15 protein-coding genes are annotated in these 17,199 nt (G+C 70.6%); 5 read left to right on the plus strand and 10 right to left on the minus strand.

What is annotated here, in order from left to right:
• Positions 1-124: 124 nt before the first annotated feature.
• A complete protein-coding gene (locus ACMCNK_RS28930; protein WP_412739496.1) occupies positions 125-316 on the plus strand; it encodes a hypothetical protein in 192 nt (63 codons plus the stop codon).
• Between the two features lies 1 nt (position 317).
• On the opposite strand, the gene ACMCNK_RS28935 is transcribed toward ACMCNK_RS28930, so the two are convergent.
• The 4 genes from ACMCNK_RS28935 to wecB form a co-directional block, all read right to left on the minus strand.
• The gene (locus tag ACMCNK_RS28935) at positions 318-1,844 is read right to left on the minus strand and encodes a hypothetical protein (RefSeq protein WP_412739497.1); all 1,527 of its coding nucleotides are present in this window, start codon (positions 1,842-1,844) and stop codon (positions 318-320) included.
• A 543-nt stretch (positions 1,845-2,387) separates the two neighbouring features.
• A complete protein-coding gene (locus ACMCNK_RS28940; protein WP_412739498.1) occupies positions 2,388-3,119 on the minus strand; it encodes a hypothetical protein in 732 nt (243 codons plus the stop codon).
• 64 nt (positions 3,120-3,183) lie between these two features.
• Complete coding sequence (locus ACMCNK_RS28945) at positions 3,184-5,619, minus strand: glycosyltransferase (RefSeq protein ID WP_412739499.1); 2,436 nt, start codon at positions 5,617-5,619, stop codon at positions 3,184-3,186.
• Positions 5,620-5,928: 309 nt separating this feature from the next.
• Complete coding sequence (wecB, locus tag ACMCNK_RS28950; RefSeq protein WP_412739500.1) at positions 5,929-7,014, minus strand: non-hydrolyzing UDP-N-acetylglucosamine 2-epimerase; 1,086 nt, start codon at positions 7,012-7,014, stop codon at positions 5,929-5,931.
• A 336-nt stretch (positions 7,015-7,350) separates the two neighbouring features.
• On the opposite strand from wecB, the gene ACMCNK_RS28955 reads away from it, so the two are divergent.
• From ACMCNK_RS28955 to ACMCNK_RS28965, 3 genes are read left to right on the plus strand one after another with little or no spacing between them, the layout of a single operon-like run.
• A complete protein-coding gene (locus ACMCNK_RS28955) occupies positions 7,351-8,451 on the plus strand; it encodes a DegT/DnrJ/EryC1/StrS family aminotransferase (protein WP_412739501.1) in 1,101 nt (366 codons plus the stop codon).
• Positions 8,448-9,515, plus strand: a complete 1,068-nt coding sequence (locus ACMCNK_RS28960) for a Gfo/Idh/MocA family protein (protein WP_412739502.1) — start codon at positions 8,448-8,450, stop codon at positions 9,513-9,515. Before ACMCNK_RS28955 ends, ACMCNK_RS28960 begins: the two co-directional genes overlap by 4 nt.
• Positions 9,516-9,527: 12 nt before the next feature.
• The gene (locus tag ACMCNK_RS28965) at positions 9,528-10,811 is read left to right on the plus strand and encodes a nucleotide sugar dehydrogenase (protein ID WP_412739503.1); all 1,284 of its coding nucleotides are present in this window, start codon (positions 9,528-9,530) and stop codon (positions 10,809-10,811) included.
• 26 nt (positions 10,812-10,837) lie between these two features.
• On the opposite strand, the gene ACMCNK_RS28970 is transcribed toward ACMCNK_RS28965, so the two are convergent.
• The 6 genes from ACMCNK_RS28970 to dhaK form a co-directional block, all read right to left on the minus strand.
• Entirely contained in the window at positions 10,838-11,398 is a 561-nt protein-coding gene (locus ACMCNK_RS28970; protein ID WP_412739504.1) for an acyltransferase, read from the minus strand.
• Between the two features lie 105 nt (positions 11,399-11,503).
• Positions 11,504-11,770, minus strand: coding sequence for an acylphosphatase (locus ACMCNK_RS28975; protein WP_412739505.1), 267 nt, complete (start codon positions 11,768-11,770; stop codon positions 11,504-11,506).
• A 4-nt stretch (positions 11,771-11,774) separates the two neighbouring features.
• The gene (locus ACMCNK_RS28980) at positions 11,775-11,987 is read right to left on the minus strand and encodes a dodecin (protein ID WP_412739506.1); all 213 of its coding nucleotides are present in this window, start codon (positions 11,985-11,987) and stop codon (positions 11,775-11,777) included.
• A 35-nt stretch (positions 11,988-12,022) separates the two neighbouring features.
• Positions 12,023-14,575 carry a phosphoenolpyruvate--protein phosphotransferase gene (ptsP, locus tag ACMCNK_RS28985; RefSeq protein ID WP_412739507.1) on the minus strand — a complete coding sequence of 851 codons (2,553 nt, stop codon included), beginning with the start codon at positions 14,573-14,575 and terminating at the stop codon, positions 12,023-12,025.
• A complete protein-coding gene (dhaL, locus tag ACMCNK_RS28990; RefSeq protein WP_412741028.1) occupies positions 14,575-15,213 on the minus strand; it encodes a dihydroxyacetone kinase subunit DhaL in 639 nt (212 codons plus the stop codon). The genes ptsP and dhaL overlap by 1 nt, the downstream gene beginning before the upstream one ends.
• A complete protein-coding gene (dhaK, locus tag ACMCNK_RS28995; protein WP_412739508.1) occupies positions 15,213-16,211 on the minus strand; it encodes a dihydroxyacetone kinase subunit DhaK in 999 nt (332 codons plus the stop codon). Before dhaK ends, dhaL begins: the two co-directional genes overlap by 1 nt.
• 259 nt (positions 16,212-16,470) lie before the next feature.
• Here dhaK and ACMCNK_RS29000 point away from each other — a divergent pair, with 259 nt between their 5' ends.
• A complete protein-coding gene (locus ACMCNK_RS29000) occupies positions 16,471-16,845 on the plus strand; it encodes a response regulator (RefSeq protein ID WP_412739509.1) in 375 nt (124 codons plus the stop codon).
• Positions 16,846-17,199 lie beyond the last annotated feature (354 nt).

Here is a 17,199-nt window from a genome sequence, read left to right on the forward strand (position 1 = left end):
TCGACGGGAATCGGTTGTCTGCTCGCCAAGGGGGAGTTGTCTACCTGACAACGGCATCGGCCGCATCATGCTGTGCCATGAGCGGGCGGATTCACCGGCCGCCGAGTCGAGACTGGATGATGCCATGGACGCCCAGGACGATGATCCGATGGTGGCGATCGCGGAGCAGGTCACGTATTGCTTCTCGGAACGCGGCTACGCCTTCGTAGAGGATGACAAGGTGCAAGCCTTGGCCGACGCGCTCAGATCCTTCCTGGAGGCCGAAGGAATCGTGGTCGATCGGGAGCCGAATCGATCCGCCGGCGGCGGCGATTGACTCAGCCGAGGCGGTACGCCCGGTAGACGGTCGACTCGGTCCATTGCCCACTGGTCGTCGTGAGACGTGATCGCAGACTCACGTACCCGTTTGCGCCCGCGTTCCTGACGACGGCCTGCCAGGTCGCGCCCACCTTGCGCACGGGCGTCGCCCGCCAGGTGCGGCCGTCGTCGAAGGACGCGTACACGGTCACGGTCCTGGCCTTCACCGGGCCCATCCGGTAGTCCTCGTACACGCGATGCCGATCCGGCCGGATGCTCACCACCGTGCTGGTGCCCGGCGCCGCGCTGTTCGTGGGGCTCAGCCCTGCGGGCACCATCCGAGGCAGGATCACGTCGGCGAACCGGGGTGCCCCCTTCGGGTCGATCTTCAGGTGGAACACCGCGTCGGTCCGGGGCGACAGTGGTGCTACCGGGATGCGCAGCCCCGGCTGTCGTTGCCGTCGCGCGTTGACCTGCAGGGTGTACCACCCCTTGGTCTTCGTCCGCGCGCTGAACGGGGCGGCCGACCATCGACCACCCTGGTTGGTCCGCCACCGCGCCTTGACCACCCGATGCCTGGCGTCGTACAGGGTGATCCGGGAGCGCTGGACGTCGTCCATGCCCTCGGCCCCCATGATCGGATCGCTGAACATCGACTCCGAGAGGAATTCGATGCCGCCGTTGCGTAGAACGGGCAGATCCCAGGCGGGGCCCCACGCCGAATTGAAATAGCTCTGCCGGTAGGACCTGCCCGCGGCCGCGGTGAACGTGTGCGGCAGCATGTATCCGAGGTTTGTGCTCTCGCCGGTTTCCTTGAATGCGTTCAGGAACCCACCCAACTCCCAGGTACCGGCCGACGCATGCACCGTGGTCGTGCCCGGAAAGTCGACCGAGGAAATGTTGTGTCCGCTGGTGGCACACGAGCCCTGTTCGGTCAGGGTCAGGTCGGCGTACTCGGCGACCGTGGGGCCGCTCTTGAAGGCGCCTTTGACCGTGGCCAGCGAGGCTGTCCGGAAGGTGTGGCCCATCGCCGTCGGGACAGTCGCGCCGGTGCGCCCTGCCACGACGTACGACTCGTGGGCGTCCGGGGCGACCCAGGCTGCCGAGTACGCGAACCGAAGCAGCCGGGACCCATTGGGAATCACGAAAAGCTTTCCCGGGGCGCCCCACCCGTCGAGGGTCGTCAAGCTGTCCCGCAGGCAGATCCGCGCGCTCATTTCCCGGTCGAACACTGCTCCGGGATCCTTGTCGAGGGAGATCCGTAGCGCCCGGCCGCGGCGGGCGTCGATCGTGCTCCTGGTGGTGCCGGACACCGTGACGATCTGGCCGCCGATGGTCTGGGTCTGATCGTGGGACGTCCAGATGTCCGCCAGGACGGCGTACGTGCCCTTGGGCAGTGCCTTCGCCTTGTTCCCGGTGGCCGTGTAGTTGTTGTTGGTTTCCGTGTTGACGAGGTGGAGTTTCGCGGCGACCTTCGCCCCGGTGCGGTCGTACGTGGCGACGGTCAGGGAGGCGGCTGCGGCGGATGCGGGCGCACCGGTGGTCACGAGAGTGATCGGAAACAACACCAGAAACACCAGTGTCGACAAGCAGAGACGCCGCACGGTCGAAGCTCCAGCCGTTCGCTGTGGGGGATGGAGCGGGCATGCTAGCAACGGCCGGCCGGATGCGCAGCCCGTACGTTTCGCCGGACATGGCGAAGCCCGGGGATATGTCCAATCCCCGGGCCTCAGGTTGTCACCGAATTCCCAACACCAGCACATTTAAGGCCGCAGATCATTCGTTACGACGTCGGGTTTTGCCTTTAAACTACCGCCGCATGTTGGAGCAGCGGGCTGGACTTGAACCAGCATCCGACGATCATCGTCTGCGTCCGGTCGACCCGGTGTTCGGTGACGAATGCTGAAGTTGGAGCGAGAATCTGAGTTTGATCGTGGCTGCCTCTGCCAGTTGGGCTACCCCGGCCGGAATGGTGCCGGGGGCGGGGCTCGAACCCGCACTGGGACCACGGATTGTCAGCTTCGGCTTCACCTTCAGCTTTGCGCCTGATGCGGCGCACCCCTGCGCTCCCACAGGGGAATCCGTGACGACTACGCGAACAGGTAGTCGAAGACGGCCGCGCCGATCCGCTGGTCGTCGGCCTCCGTGTTGTTGGCCTCCTCCCGGGCGAACTTGACCGCGGTCTGCAGCGCCACCACCCGGTCGAGGATCTCGTTGACCCGCTTGGCGGGCAGCGCACCGGAGAACTTCACCGTCGTCCAGTACCCGACGGCGACGTCCTCGTAGTAGACCTCGACCTGGGCCGGGTGCTTCTCCGTGGCCTCGGCCTTGACGTGGTTGCGCGGCACCTTCTTGGTACGGATCGTGCGTACCGGCTCGGTCCGCCAGCTGTCCGTCGAGTCGTCGCGCACCCACGTCTCCGCCGCGTCGAGCACCGGCAGCTTCTTCACGAACGTGTGCAGGTCGACGAGCTGCTTCTCCAGGAACAGCAGGTACGACACCGGTACGGCGGCGGCGATGGTCCGGCCGTCGACCACCACGTCGGCTCGCGCCGTACAGTTGGTCCAGTCCTTGGTGGCGGTGACGTCGAACAGGCGGGTGAGCGTGGTCGCGGCCTGCCGCAGGATGTCCTCAGCCTTCATCTGCACCCGGGTCGACTCGGGCGGCAGCTGCTCGCCCTCCTCGTCCTTGGGCTGGTAGGTGCGCGAGATGCCGGCCAGCGGGGCGGTCTTCTGCACGGCCTGGTGCGCCTCGGTCAAATCCGCGAAGGACTTGCTCTTGACGCCCTTCTCCACCGCAATGATCTGGTTGAGCCTGGGCACGATCTCTCCTCTCGGTGCGGCCGGTACGTTAGCACCGACCGCACCCGGAGTGTCGACCCGAATTTCAGGTGAGGAAGTCCGACAGCACCTGCGCCGTGTATTCGCCGCTGTGGTATCTCACGGCGAAGTCGCGCGATGCCAGGCCGAGCTTTGCGGCGCGATCCCGGTCGGCGAGCAGATTCTCCAGCGTTTCCGCCAGAGTCGCCGGCGTCGCCTCGACGATCGGCAGGTCCGGCCCGATCGTGTTCTTCACGCGGTCGCTGAGGTACGCCACGACCGGCCGGCCCGCCGCCATCGCCTCGCAGGACAGCGCGCCGTACGCGCCGGTGGTGAACTGGTCGATGACCACGTCGGCGTCGTGGATCTGGCGGCGCATCTCGGCCCACGACACCTTTTCGACGAGCCGCAGCTCGATGACGCGACGGCGGTCCAGGTCCTCCAGGACCGGCATGATGTGCACGGTGCCCTTGGTCCACTGGGCCGAGGGGGCGTGCAGGACCACGGGCCGTACGCGTTCCATCACCGGCCGGTCGCACCGCCAGGCATCGGTGTCGATCACCAACGGCGTCCACCTTGCTATCGGCAGGTCGTCGAGCAGGTCGGGCGTCGTGACGTAAATAGACAGACCGCTCCGCTCGGCGATCTCCCGGTTCCGCTCGGTGATTTCCGTCAGGCGTTCGACAATGCCGTCGGGTGCGTCCCGGAAGTGGGAGAACGGGTGCTGCGCAAGGTGTCGCGCCGGATGCCGGACCTCACTGCCGTGCCCGAGCAGGGCCACCTTGATGCCGGCGGAGGCCAGCATGGGCAGATCCGCGCCGATGTCGGTGCCGTTGAGGTAACCGAAGACGGGACGGAAGCCGTCCGCGATCAGGTGGGTGTACCGTCCGCGGACGCGTCGCACCTGATCGACCTGCAGTTCGACGCTGCGCACCTTCGCCTTGTCGAGGTAGACGTCGGCCGGGAATCCGAAGCCGGTCGCCGAGGCGTACATGAACACTTCGGCGGAAACGTCCGAGCGCATCCGGCACACCGATTGAGCGAACGCGGCGGCCTGGCCGGCGAAGTTGGCCGGCCCGATCCCCAGGCGTATCCCGGTGGTTGCCAGCGGCCGCCATCGGGGAGGTGCGGATGCCTCATCGGCGAGGGAAGCGGCCGGGTCCGCGGCGCGTTCGTTCACCGTCCACGAGACATCCGGGCGGCTGGTCTCTGGTGTACGGGGGGCGATCCGCCGGTACAGCTCCACCAGCCCCGCACTCTGCTGTTCCCACGACAGCTCATCCAGCAGGTCCTCGGTGATGTGCGACGCCAACACGTCTCGGTCCGCGAATGCCCGGCGCACGGCGCCGACGAAGCTCGATGCGTCGTCGGCGGTGAATACCACGCCGAGCCCGTGCTGTTCGACGAACTCGCGCAGTACCCGCAGGTCGCTGGCCACCACCGGCAGCCGAGCGTGCAGGTATTCCGACATCTTCGTGGGCAGCGAGTTCTCGTAGTTGGGCGTGTGCTGGGAACAGATGATCCCGAGGTCGGCGGAGGCAAGGTAGTCGGCGACGAGGTGCTGCGGAACATACGGGACCACGTGAATCCGTTCCCGTACGCCGAGCTCGCCGGCGAGCAGCAGCAGCGACTCGAGCTCCTCGTTGTTGGAGTTGGCGACGATGGCCAGATGGAACTCGGGCAGCTCGGTCAACGCGCGTACGGCTGTGCCCAGCCCGCGCTCCGCGCATATCCAGCCGACATACACCAGTAGTGGGATCGCCGCATCCAGGCCCGCGACATGGCGTACCGACAGGGCGCCGAGATCCTTGCCGATCACCTCCCGGATCGGTGCGTTACGCACGACCAGCGGTACCTGGGGCAGGCCATAGTCCGCACGCAACAGCTCCGCGAGTTCCGGCGAGACCGTGACCACCGCGTCAGCCTGACGGATGAACTCCTTTTCCATGGCCGGAAAGGAGTGAGCCTGCCGGGGCCGGGTCCACACCGTGCCCCGGACGTACTCGTGTGCGTCGTACAGCCAGCGGACCTGATGGCCTCGTTGCCGGAGTCGAGCGACGGCCTGGGCGGCAGTGCTGATCATCGTGATGTCATTGGCGTGAATGACGTCCGGCGCCAATTCCTCGAGCGCCGTCACGAACGCGTGATCGCAATCCACCTGCTCCGGAAGATCTCGGCGCCAGTCGCCCGTGATGCGATCGCCGCTGCTGGTCCGCGAGTGTTCCCAACCCCACATTCGTCGCCGGAATCGGAAGATGTCGTGCCGCGTCTTCATCCACACCCGGCGGGCGGGGTTCAGCAGCGCATCGGTCCCGGTGGCGGTTGCCAGCCGGCTCTCCTGACACCACAGCCAAGCATGGTGGCCGTTTCGATAACGCCGGTACGTAGCCCGATCCGGCAGGCCGGCTTGAGTCACCAGGGAACGCCAGCTCCGTTGCTTACGCCGCCGATACCTCCGGTAGTTGTCCGGCAGGATCAGACGAACAACCTTGATCGGCCCCATGGCTGATTCTTCCGGTTGCTTCGAAACGCTTCGTCCGATCAGCGTGACATCCCAGCCGTCGCGTGCTGCGGCTATCGCGGCCTTCTGGACCCGTGAGTCGCCCGTGATGCTGTTGGCAACAATGACGGCCAGCCGCGGCGCGGCGCTAAGGTGGCTCAACGTTGGTGACTCTTTCTTCGGCTGGGTCGGACCGTGGGCGTGCGCTTCCCATTGCCAGTGTCCAACGATCGACAGGCAAGATCCGGTGTGGTGAGTGAGTTCCCTCGTTTGATGGAGCAGACCGGGCCAGCCGACAGCCACCGGTCATGGTCACACGCGTTGCTCCAGCACCTCCACGGCTCGCCGCGCCGCCGTTCCGTCGCCGTACGGCTGCCCGCGGTGGGTCGTCGGTGCCGGTCGCGACACGGTCCTCGCCCACCGAGTGGCGCCCAGGATGCTCGGGTTGTCGATCAGAACGTTCCAGCCACCGGTGAGGGTCTCCGGCCACTCCGTCTCGGTCCGCAACGTGGTGCACGGGCGGCCGAGGAGGTACGCCTCCTTCTGCAGTCCTCCGGAGTCGGTCACCACCGCCGTGCTGCCCAGCACGGCGGCAACCATGCCCGCATACGGCAAGGGGCGGCCGACGTGAACCGCGCCGCGCTCCAGCTTCAGGCCGTGTTCGTCCGCCCGGGACAGCAGGCGCGGGTGGGCCAGAAGCAGCACCGGAAGCGGCAGATCCGCCAAGGCCTGGGCGAGAGCTTCGAGTCGTCTCGGATCATCGGTGTTCTCGGCGCGATGCAGAGTCGCGAGAACGTACGGCTCTTCCGCGTCGATCCCGCCCGGCAGCGGCGGGACGGCCACCCGGCGTTCGCGGATCGCGTCGCGCATCCGCAGGCAGACGTCGACCATCACATCACCCACCAGGGCGGTGCGTTCCTGCAGCCCTTCCGCCGCCAGGTGCCGCACGGCCTCCTCGGTCGGGGCCAGCAGCAGGTCCGCGGCGTGGTCGGTGAGCACCCGGTTGTGTTCCTCAGGCATCCGGCGGTTGAACGACCGCAGGCCCGCCTCCAGATGCGCCACCGGCAGGTGCATCTTCACCGCGGACAGCGTTCCGGCGAGGGTGGAGTTGGTGTCACCGTAGACCAGCACCCAGTCCGGGCGTTGCGCCTGCAGGACCGGGTCGAGTGCGCTGAGGCAGGCGCCGGTCTGTGCGCCGTGGCTGCCCGAGCCGATCCCCAGGTTGATGTCGGGATCGGGGATGTCCAGGCCGGAGAAGAAGACGTCCGAGAGGTCGGCATCGTAATGCTGGCCGGTGTGCACGATGACATGATCGTGTCCTGCCGTCGTGAACGCGGCCGACATCGGGGCGAGTTTGACCAGTTGAGGGCGCGCCCCGACGATGCTGACAACCTTCATTGAACGGGCACCCTCCGCCTTTGACCCGGTGTCGCGCTCTTCAACGTCCGCGCTCTGACAGTCGACACGCTGGACAGATGAGGACGGATGACATTCCCCCGTTCGATGGAGTGGCCCTGTCTTCCCCGGGCAGATCCGGATCCGGCGGCGATCATGGCGCCGTCGATCGGAGGTCGACCGGTGGTGGCAATCGGCTCATGCCGGAGTCCGGATCTCAACCACCCCCAGCGTCGTTGCTCCTTTCGCGCCTCATCGAGACGGAGCTGAGCTCGGAGGCGGCACACCGAGACGACTCGTCACCATCGGCACCGCGGTGGCCACAGCAGGAAGGTAGCCATGCCAGGGAGCAATGACGTCATCCCGCCCACCCGGCCGGTGATCGGCGAGCGGGAGATCGAGGCCGCCGTGCGGGTGCTGCGCAGCGGCATGGTGGTGCAGGGGCCCGAGGTCGCCGCGTTCGAACAGGAGTTCTCGGAGCTGGTCGCGGGCCGGCACTGCGTGGCGGTGAACTCCGGCACCTCGGCGTTGTATCTGAGTCTGCTCGCGCTCGGGCTGGGCCCGGGAGACGAAGTGGTGGTGCCGTCGTTCTCGTTCGCCGCGACCGCGAACGCGGTGCGTCTGGTGGGCGCCGAGCCGGTGTTCGCCGACATCGATTCCGCGAGCTTCTGCCTCGACCCGGCGGCGGTGGAGGCGGCGGTGACCGCGCGGACCGCGGCCGTCATGCCGGTGCATCTGTTCGGTCATCCGGCCGCGATGGACCAGATCATGGCGGTGGCGCAGCGGTACTCGCTGGCGGTGGTGGAGGATGCGGCCCAGGCGCACGGCGCGGCGCTGGGCGGGCGCCCGGCCGGGACGTTCGGCGCGGCCGGCTGTTTCAGCTTCTATCCGACGAAGAACATGCATTCGCTGGAAGGCGGCATGGTCACCACGGCGGACGCGGAACTGGCCCGTACGTTGCGGTTGCTGCGCAATCAGGGGATGGAGCAGCGGTACGCCAACGAGATCGTCGGCGCCAACGTACGGATGACCGATGTGGCCGCCGCGGTCGGCCGCGAGCAGCTCCGGCAACTGCCGGAATGGACCCGGCAGCGGCGGGCGAACGCGAAGTATCTCGACGCCGCCATCACCCGGGCGGTGACCCCGGCGGTGGCCGACGGGGCATACCACGTCTATCACCAGTACACGGTGCGGGTGCGCGGTGACCGTGACGCGGTGCAGCAGGGGCTGCGCGAGCGGGGGGTCGGCAGCGCGGTGTACTACCCGACGCCGATTCACCGGCTGCGCCCGTACGTGAATGCCGAGGGTGTACGCGGACCGCTGCCGGAAACGGACCGGGCGGCTCGTGAAGTGCTGTCGCTGCCGGTGTTTCCGTCGCTGACGGAGGCCGAGCTGGCGCGGATCGCCACGGCGGTCGACGGTGTGGCGGTGGCGGCATGAGCGCCGGGGGCCGCAAGCTGCGCGCGGGCCTGATCGGGCTGGGCGCGATGGGACGCAACCACGCGCGGGTGCTGTCCGGGCTGGACGGCGTGGACTTCGTCGGGGTCCATGACCCGGCGGGCGATCCCGGCGGGCTGCTGGGCGTGCCGGTCGTGGCGGAGCTGGCGGACCTGCTGGCGCTCGGGCTGGACTACGCGGTGGTGGCGTGCCCGACCGCGGTGCACGAACCGGTGGGGCTGGAACTGGCGGCCCACGGCGTGTGCGCGCTGATCGAGAAGCCGCTGGCGTTGTCGGTCGACGAGGCGCGCCGGCTGGTCGAGGCGTTCGAGTCGCGGGGCCTGGTTGCGGGGGTGGGCCACATCGAGCGGTACAACCCGGCGCTGCGCAGCCTGCGGACGAGGCTGGAGGCCGCCGAGCTGGGAGAAGTGTTCCAGGTGGTCACCCGGCGGCAGGGCCCGTACCCGCACCGGATCTCGGACGTGGGTGTGGTGCTGGACCTGGCGACCCACGACATCGACCTCACGAGCTGGGTGACCGGCCAGGAGTACGTGTCGATCGCGGCGCGTACCGCGTCGCGCAGCGGCCGGCCGCACGAGGACATGCTGGCCGCGGTCGGGCAACTCGCCGACGGCGCGGTGGTCAATCACCTGGTGAACTGGCTCAGCCCGCTCAAGGAACGTTCGACCGTGGTCACCGGCGACCGCGGCTGCTACGTCGCCGACACGCTCACGGCCGACCTGACGTTCTACGCCAACGCCGCGATCTCCACCGAGTGGGAGGCGTTGCGGACGTTCGTCGGCGTCTCGCAGGGCGACATGATCCGGTACGCGCTGCCCAAGCGGGAACCGCTGCTGGTCGAACACGAGCTGTTCCGGGACGCGGTCGACGGCAAGGACAGCGGCATCGTGTCGCTGCGCGAGGGCCTGCGCACGGTCGAGGTGGCCGCCGCGGTGCTGTCGTCGGCGCGCGACGGCGCCACGATGCGGATCTCGGCATCGGAGGTACCGCATCCCCGCCGCGGGACTCCGGTCCACTTCGCGCCGGGCGCCCTGGTGGACGAGTAGGAGTCCGAACCGATGAAGATCTGTGTGGTGGCGCTCGGCAAGATCGGTCTGCCGCTCGCGGTGCAGTTCGCGAGCAAGGGCCACGAGGTGGTCGGCGCGGACGTCTCCGAGCGTACGGTGCAGTCGGTCAACGACGGCACCGTGCCGTTCCCCGGCGAGGCCGACCTGGACGTGCGCCTGAAAGAGGCCGTGGTGGCGGGGTCGCTGCGCGCCACCACGGACACCACCGCGGCGGTGTCGCGCGCCGATGCGGTCGTGGTGGTGGTGCCGCTGTTCGTGGACGCCGAGGGGCGGCCCGACTTCGGGTGGATGGACGACGCCACCCGGGCCGTGGCCGCGGGCCTGCGCCCGGGCACGCTGGTCAGCTACGAGACGACGCTGCCGGTCGGCACGACGCGCGGGCGCTGGGCGCCGATGCTGCAGCAGGGGTCCGGGCTCACCGCGGGGGAGGACTTCGCCCTGGTGTTCAGCCCGGAACGGGTGCTGACCGGGCGGGTGTTCGCCGACCTGCGCCGCTACCCGAAGCTGGTCGGCGGGATCGACACGGAGTCGGCCCGCCGCGCGGTGGCGTTCTACGAGGAGGTGCTGGACTTCGACGAACGGCCCGATCTGGCCCGCCGCAACGGTGTCTGGGACCTGGGCTGCGCCGAGGCCGCGGAACTGGCGAAGCTTGCCGAGACCACGTTCCGCGACGTGAACATCGGGCTGGCCAACCAGTTCGCCCGGTACGCCGACACGGTCGGGGTGGACGTCGCCCGGGTCATCGAGGCGTGCAACACCCAGCCGTACAGCCACATCCACACGCCGGGCATCGCGGTGGGCGGGCACTGCATCCCGGTGTATCCGCGGCTGTACCTGTGGAACGACCCGTCCGCCACGGTGGTCCGCGCCGCCCGGGAGGTCAACGCCGCGATGCCCGCGTACGCGGTCGACCTGCTGGCCGCCGCGGCCGGTGACCTCGACGGGCTGGGCGTGCTGGTGCTGGGCGCCGCCTACCGCGGCGGGGTGAAGGAGACCGCGTTCTCCGGGGTGTTCGCCGCGGTCGATGCGCTGCACCGCCGGGGCGCCAAGGCGTACGTCAGCGATCCGATGTACACCGCCGAGGAACTCGAGACGCTGGGACTGCCCGCGCACCGCGACGAACCGGTCACCGCCGCGGTGCTGCAGGCCGACCACCCGGAATACCGCACGCTGAGTGCCGCTCAGGTGCCGGGCGTGCGGGTGCTGGTCGACGGGCGGCGCATCACCGACCCGGCGTTGTGGCCGGGCGTGCGCCGCGTCGTCATCGGCGGCTGACCTTTCTCTCACCCGGGCGGTGCCGGTCAGTGACCCTTTCCGGCCCGCACCCGCTCGACGATCGACGCGGGCGGTTCGGCCTGCCGGGAGATGACCTCGCCGCGCTCGTCCACCCAGCCCATGGGCCGCGCCGGGTTGCCCGCGACCAGCTGGTGCGGGGCGACGTCCTTGGTGACCACGGAACCGGCGGCGATCATCGCGTACGCGCCGACCTCGATGCCGCAGACCAGCGTGGCGTTGGCGCCGATGGACGCGCCGTGGCGTACCAGGGTGGGGGTGATCGTCCAGCCGGGGTTCTGCGCGCGGGGGCGCAGGTCGTTGGTGAACACCACGCACGGGCCGACGAACACCTCGTCCTCCAGCGTGACGCCCTGGTAGACGGACACATTGTTCTGGATCTTCACGAGGTCGCCGACGACCACCTCGGCGTCGATGTAGACGTTGCGGCCGAGCACGCAGCCGCCGCCCACCTTGGCGCTGCCGCGCACGTGGGCGAGGTGCCACACCTTCGTTCCCGCGCCGATCTGTGCGCCGTCCTCGACGTCCGCCGTCGGGTGCACGAAGATCGCCGCGCCGGTGTCCACCATCGTCTGGGCTCCCAACGGAGAGGGGTCGTCCAGCGGCCCGCAGCTCGCGCCGGACAACGGGGGGCAATTCGCCCACACCCTACCATCGCGCCGACCGGCGTGCGGTCAGCGGATCTCGAAGCCGGTCAGCCCCTCCGCCGGCTCGTCGTGGGCGCTCAGCTCGGTGACCTCGGCCCGGTCCGGACCCTGCCGGGCCCAGGCCACCAACGCGTCCACGCTGCCCGGTTCGCCCTCGAAGACGGCCTCCACCCGGCCGTCGGGCAGATTACGGACCCAGCCTGTGACGCCGTGCTGCACGGCCGTACGGCGGCAGGTGTCGCGGAAGAACACACCCTGCACCACCCCGGACACCAGGACCCGTGTGCGGACCACCCGGTCAGCCCTCGTCGAGCCGGAACCCGACCTTCATCGTCACCTGCACGTGCGCGATCTCGCCGTCCTCCAGATGACCGCGGATCTCGGTCACCTCGAACCAGTCGAGATTGTGCAGCGTCTGCGACGCCCGCTGGATGCCGTTGCGGATCGCCTGGTCCAGGCCGTCGGGGGAACTGCCGACGATCTCGGTCACCCGGTACGTGTGCGAACTCATCTGTTGCCCCTTCGTCGTGGAAGGACCCGCGCCCATTATCGCGGTGTACCCGCGCCCCCGGACCCGAACACCGCACGGACCGCGGCGGAGTCCCCCATCCGCAGGGCCCGCGCCGCGGCCCGGGCGGCCACGGCCAGGCTGGTCTCGCGTACGGCCTCCTTCACGCCCGCCACCGCGGGCGGCGCCACGCTCAGCTCCCGTACGCCGAGCCCGGCCAGCAGCGGCACCGCGGTCCTGTCCGCGGCGACCTCACCGCACACCCCGACGTGGACACGGGTGCCCGCACCGCGGCACACCGCGGCGATCAGCCGCAGCACACCCGGGTCCAGAGCGTCGGCGAGCGGCGCCAGCACCGGATTGCCGCGCTCGGCGGCCAGCGCGTACTGGGTCAGGTCGTTCGTGCCGATGCTGACGAAGTCGACGTACGGCACGAACGCGGCGGTCTTCAGCGCGGCCGCGGGCACCTCCACCATCATCCCGACGCGCAGTCCGGTGGGCCGTACGCCGCCGGTCCGAGCGACCGCCTCGTCGAGCAGGCGGCGCGCCCGGACCATCTCGTCCACCGTGCTGATCATGGGGAACATGACGCCGACCGGGGTGTCCCGGGCCAGCCGGACGATCGCCAGCAACTGCTCGGCGAGCAGCGCCGGGTGGGCCAGCGCGTGCCGGATGCCGCGCACCCCGAGGAACGGGTTCGGCTCGGCGGGCGTCGGCGCGTACCGCAGCGGCTTGTCGCCGCCCACGTCGAGCGTGCGTACGGTGATGCGCCGCCCGCCCAACGCCTCCGCGATCTGCCGGTACGCGGCCTCCTGCTCGCCCGCATCCGGGGCCGTGTCCCGGTGCAGGAACAGGAACTCCGTGCGGACCAGGCCGGCCAGTTCGGCCCCGCCGTCCGCGGCGGCCCGGGCGTCGGCGGGCGAACCCACGTTCGCGCCCACCGCGATGCGCACCCCGTCCCGGGTGACGGCCGGTGCCGACGCGCGGGCCGCCGCGCGGTCGCGGCGCGCGGCGAACTCGGCGCCCCGCTGCCGGAACGACGCCAGCACCGGCCCGGCCGGAGCCACCGCGACCTCGCCGGTGCCACCGTCCAGTGCGACCGGTGTGCCCGCGCCGACCGCGAGGACGGCCGGTCCCACGCCGACCACGGCCGGGATGCCGCGGGCGCGGGCGAGGATCGCGCCGTGCGCGGTGGGGCTGCCGAACGCGAGCACCACCCCGGCGACGCGCGCCGGATCGAGGGTGGCGGCCTCGGCCGGGGCCAGGTCGGCGGCGATCAGCACCTCGCCCGCCGTCGCGGGATCCGCGGGCGTCGCTGTCGCGTTCGCCTGCGCGGCCGGTCCGAGCAGGGCCCGCAGTACTTGCGCGGCGACCGCGCGCACATCCGCCGCGCGGGCGGTGAGGTACGGGTCGGGCAGCGCATCGAACCCGGCCGCGACCGCGTCCGCCGCCGCCGACCAGGCCTGGGGCGCGGCGTGACCGTGGCCGATCCGGTCGCGGACGTCGTCGAGCAGCGCCGCGTCGTCGAGCAGCAGCAGATGCGCGTCGAAGATGGCCGCCAGCGGATCCCCGGCGTCGCGGGCCGTGGCGTCACGGACCCGGGTCAGCTCGGTGCGCACGGCGGCGACGGCGTCCTCGATCCGCCGCCGTTCGGTGCCGGGATCCTGCGAGGGCAGATCCGGTAGGTCGGGGACGGCCGGGGCGAGATGCCGGGCGGGCCCGGTCGCGACCCCGGGCGAGGCCGCCAGCCCCTGAAACGTCCCCGCCTTTCCGTGCACCGCTTCAGTCGGCGGCTCTGCCGCGCCCACGGTCGTCGGCGTCAGGACGGGCGGCGGCAGGAAAGCCGAACCCGCTTCACCAGCCCCCGTCGGCGCCACGGTGGCGGGATCGGGGTCGTCGAACGCGCGGTCGGCCAGTGCCGCGATCTGCTCGACGGCCCGGCGTGCCTCGGGGCCGGACGCGCGTACCTCGATCCGGTGCCCCTGCCGGGCGCCGAGCGTGGCCACCCGCGACAGGCTGGACGCGGACACCCACGGCGAGCCGGTGTCGAGGTTGCGTATCCACACGTCCGCGTCGAACGTCCGGGCGAGCGCGACGAGCCGGGCGGCCGGGCGGGCGTGCAGGCCGTGCCGGTTGCGCACGGTGAGCGGCGTACCCGGCGTGCTGTCCGTGTCCGCGGGGGCGGGCTCGCCGAGATGGCTCTGCTTGCCGGCCAGTGCCGCGATGGCCTCCGCCGCCACCTCGGCGCGCGGGGCGCCGCCCGCGGCGGTGACCGCCGCGGCCACCAGTCCCTCCACCAGCGGCGCCGGGCACAACGCCACCCGGTCGCGCAGACTGTCGTCGAGCATCTCCACGGCCAACTCGGCGGAGAGCACTGCGCTGCCCAGATCCATCAGGACGACGACCCCGTCGCCGCGGTCGGCGGCGGTGATCGCGGCCGTGATGGCGACCGCGTCCGTGCCGTACGTCGACTCGTCCAGCCCCGCGGCGACCTCGATCGGCACCGCGTCGCCGGGCACCATCTGTGCCGCGAGCGCCACCGCCGCGCGGGCCAGCGCCCGGCTGTGGCAGACCACGACGAGCCCGACCATCAGGCGGGCAGCGTGGCCGCCGCGGCGGCGAGCAGCAGGGCCACCGATGTGGCGCCCGGGTCCTGGTGGCCGGCGCTGCGCTCGCCGAGATAGCTGGCCCGGCCCTTGCGGGCGACCATCGGGATCGTCGCGTCGCGACCCCGCTCGGCGGCGCCGGCCGCGGCGTCCAGGGCCGCACCCAACGGCCGGTCCGCCGCCACCGCGGCATCCAGCGCGTCGGCCGCGGGGGCCAGCGCGTCCACCATCGTCTTGTCACCGGCCGCGGCCTTGCCGCGCGCGACCACGCCGTCGAGCCCGGCCCGCAGTGCCGCGGCGAGGGCGGGCGCGTCCAGGGCTGTCGCGTCCCCGGCCGCCGCTGCCATCCGCAGGAACGCCGTCCCGTAGAGCGGGCCGGCGGCGCCGCCGACCGTGCTGACCAGCGTCATCCCGACGCGCTTGAGCAGGTCCGCCGGCGTGGCGGGCGGCTCGCCGGCCAGCGCGGCGAGCACGGCGGTCATGCCGCGGTCGAGGTTGACGCCGTGGTCGGCGTCGCCGATCGCCGCGTCGAGCTCGGTCAGCAGCTCCCGGTTGTCCGCGACCAGGCGGGCGAACTCGCGCATCCAGGCGGTCAGCGCCGCGGTGCCGGTCCCGGCGGCCATCACGCGCCCCAGCGCAGCGCCGGGGTACGTACCGGCGCGTCCCACAGCCGCAGCAGCTCGTCGTCGGCCCTGCACAGGGTGACGGAGCAGCCCGCCATGTCCAGGCTGGTGACGTACGGGCCGACCAGCGACCGGGCCACCGCGACTCCCGCCGCGTCGAGCAGCGCGGCGACTTCGCGGTACATCACGTACAGCTCGATCAGCGGGGTTGCGCCCATGCCGTTGACGAACGCGATCACCGGGCCGCCGGTGAAGTCGAGGTCGGCGAGGATCGGCTCGACCAGCATCCCGGCGATCTCGTGGGCCGGTGCGGCAGGAACGCGCCGGCGGCCCGGCTCGCCGTGGATGCCGATGCCCAGCTCCAGCTGGCCGTCCGGCAGGTCGAAGGTGGGCTTGCCCGCGGCGGGCACGGTGCATGAGGTGAGCGCGACGCCCATGCTGCGGCCGTTCGCGGCGACCCGGCGGGCCACGCCGGCGACCTCGGCGAGGGGCCGGCCCTGCTCGGCCGCGGCACCGGCGATCTTCTCCAGCAGTACGGTCACCCCGACGCCGCGGCGGCCCGCCGTGTACAGGCTGTCCTGCACGGCCACGTCGTCGTCGGTGACCACCGTGGCGATCTCCACCCCGGTCTCGGCCTGCACGATCTCGGCGGCCATCTCGAAGTTCATGACGTCACCGGTGTAGTTCTTGACGATGTGCAGCACTCCGGCGCTGCCGTCGACGGCCCGGGTCGCGGCCACCACCTGATCCGGAACCGGCGAGGTGAAGATCTCGCCCGCGCAGGCCGCGTCGAGCATGCCGGGCCCGACGAACCCGGCGTGCAGCGGCTCGTGCCCCGAACCGCCGCCCGAGACCAGCCCCACCTTGCCGCGCACCGGCGCGTCGCCGCGTACGACGATCCGGTGGTCGTGGTCGACCCGCAGCTCGGGGTGGGCGGCGGCGACGCCGTGCAGGGCGTCCGTGACCACGGTCGCCGGGTCGTTGATGAGCTTGCGCATCGATGGCTCCTCGCCGGGGACGCTGGAGACACGACCTGACTACCACACGCGGCGCCCGGCGCGGTGGATGCGCGCGGCGGCCGGGGCCGCCCCGTACTGATCGCCGGGGGGTGGTTTGCCGCCGTTTCGGCCTGCCTGGGTTGCGGCATGAGTCACGTCGAAGGCAAAGCAGAGCCGCCGTTGAGGCGGTTCCGCTCAGGTGGTCCCCGGGAACGCCGATGGGACGGCGTTGCCTCACGTCTCGGCGAAAGGCGGGCTCATGCTGGCCCTGGTGGTGGACGACTCGGGCACGATGCGACGCATCCTGCGCCGGATCGTGAGCGGGTTGGGATTTGCGGTGTACGAGGCGGGCAACGGGCAGGAGGCCCTGGACCTCCTCATGGAGATCCCGTCCGTGCCGGACGTGGCGCTGGTGGACTGGAACATGCCGGTCATGGACGGGCTGGAGTTGATCCGCAACGTCCGCAAGCACCCGCCGCTGCGGGACATGTGCATGATGATGGTGACCACGGAGAGCGAGCACAGCCAGATGGTGCGCGCCCTTGCGGCCGGCGCCCACGAGTACGTGCTCAAGCCGTTCACCCCCGAGATCATCCAGCAGAAGCTGGCCTATCTCGGTCTGGTCAGCCCCTGACGCGCCATTTCCCGTTGACGGCGGTCAATGGAGATCGACCCGTGGGTGCCGAAATCCGACTGCAAGGGTTCTGACCCGCGACGGGAAAGAATCCAGCGAAATCGTCTGAACAAACTCGGCCCCGAATTCGGGCGATTACCCCCCAGACCCCGCCGCAAAGGCGGCCGGACAACGGCGTTATCGCGCGTAAACGGTCAACCAGGACAGAAGCCCGACTTGGCGCGAGTTGCGCCGTGGGGGGTGCGGAAATGTATTTCCCGGTCATCTGTACTGTCCGTTCTCATCTTGACACTCGACTTTGGTGACCCCGAAGCTTGGCCTGCAGATGGAAACCGGCGGGATCGCACGGCAGTG

This window comes from Krasilnikovia sp. MM14-A1259 (assembly GCF_047159535.1).
GTDB lineage: Bacteria > Actinomycetota > Actinomycetes > Mycobacteriales > Micromonosporaceae > Actinoplanes.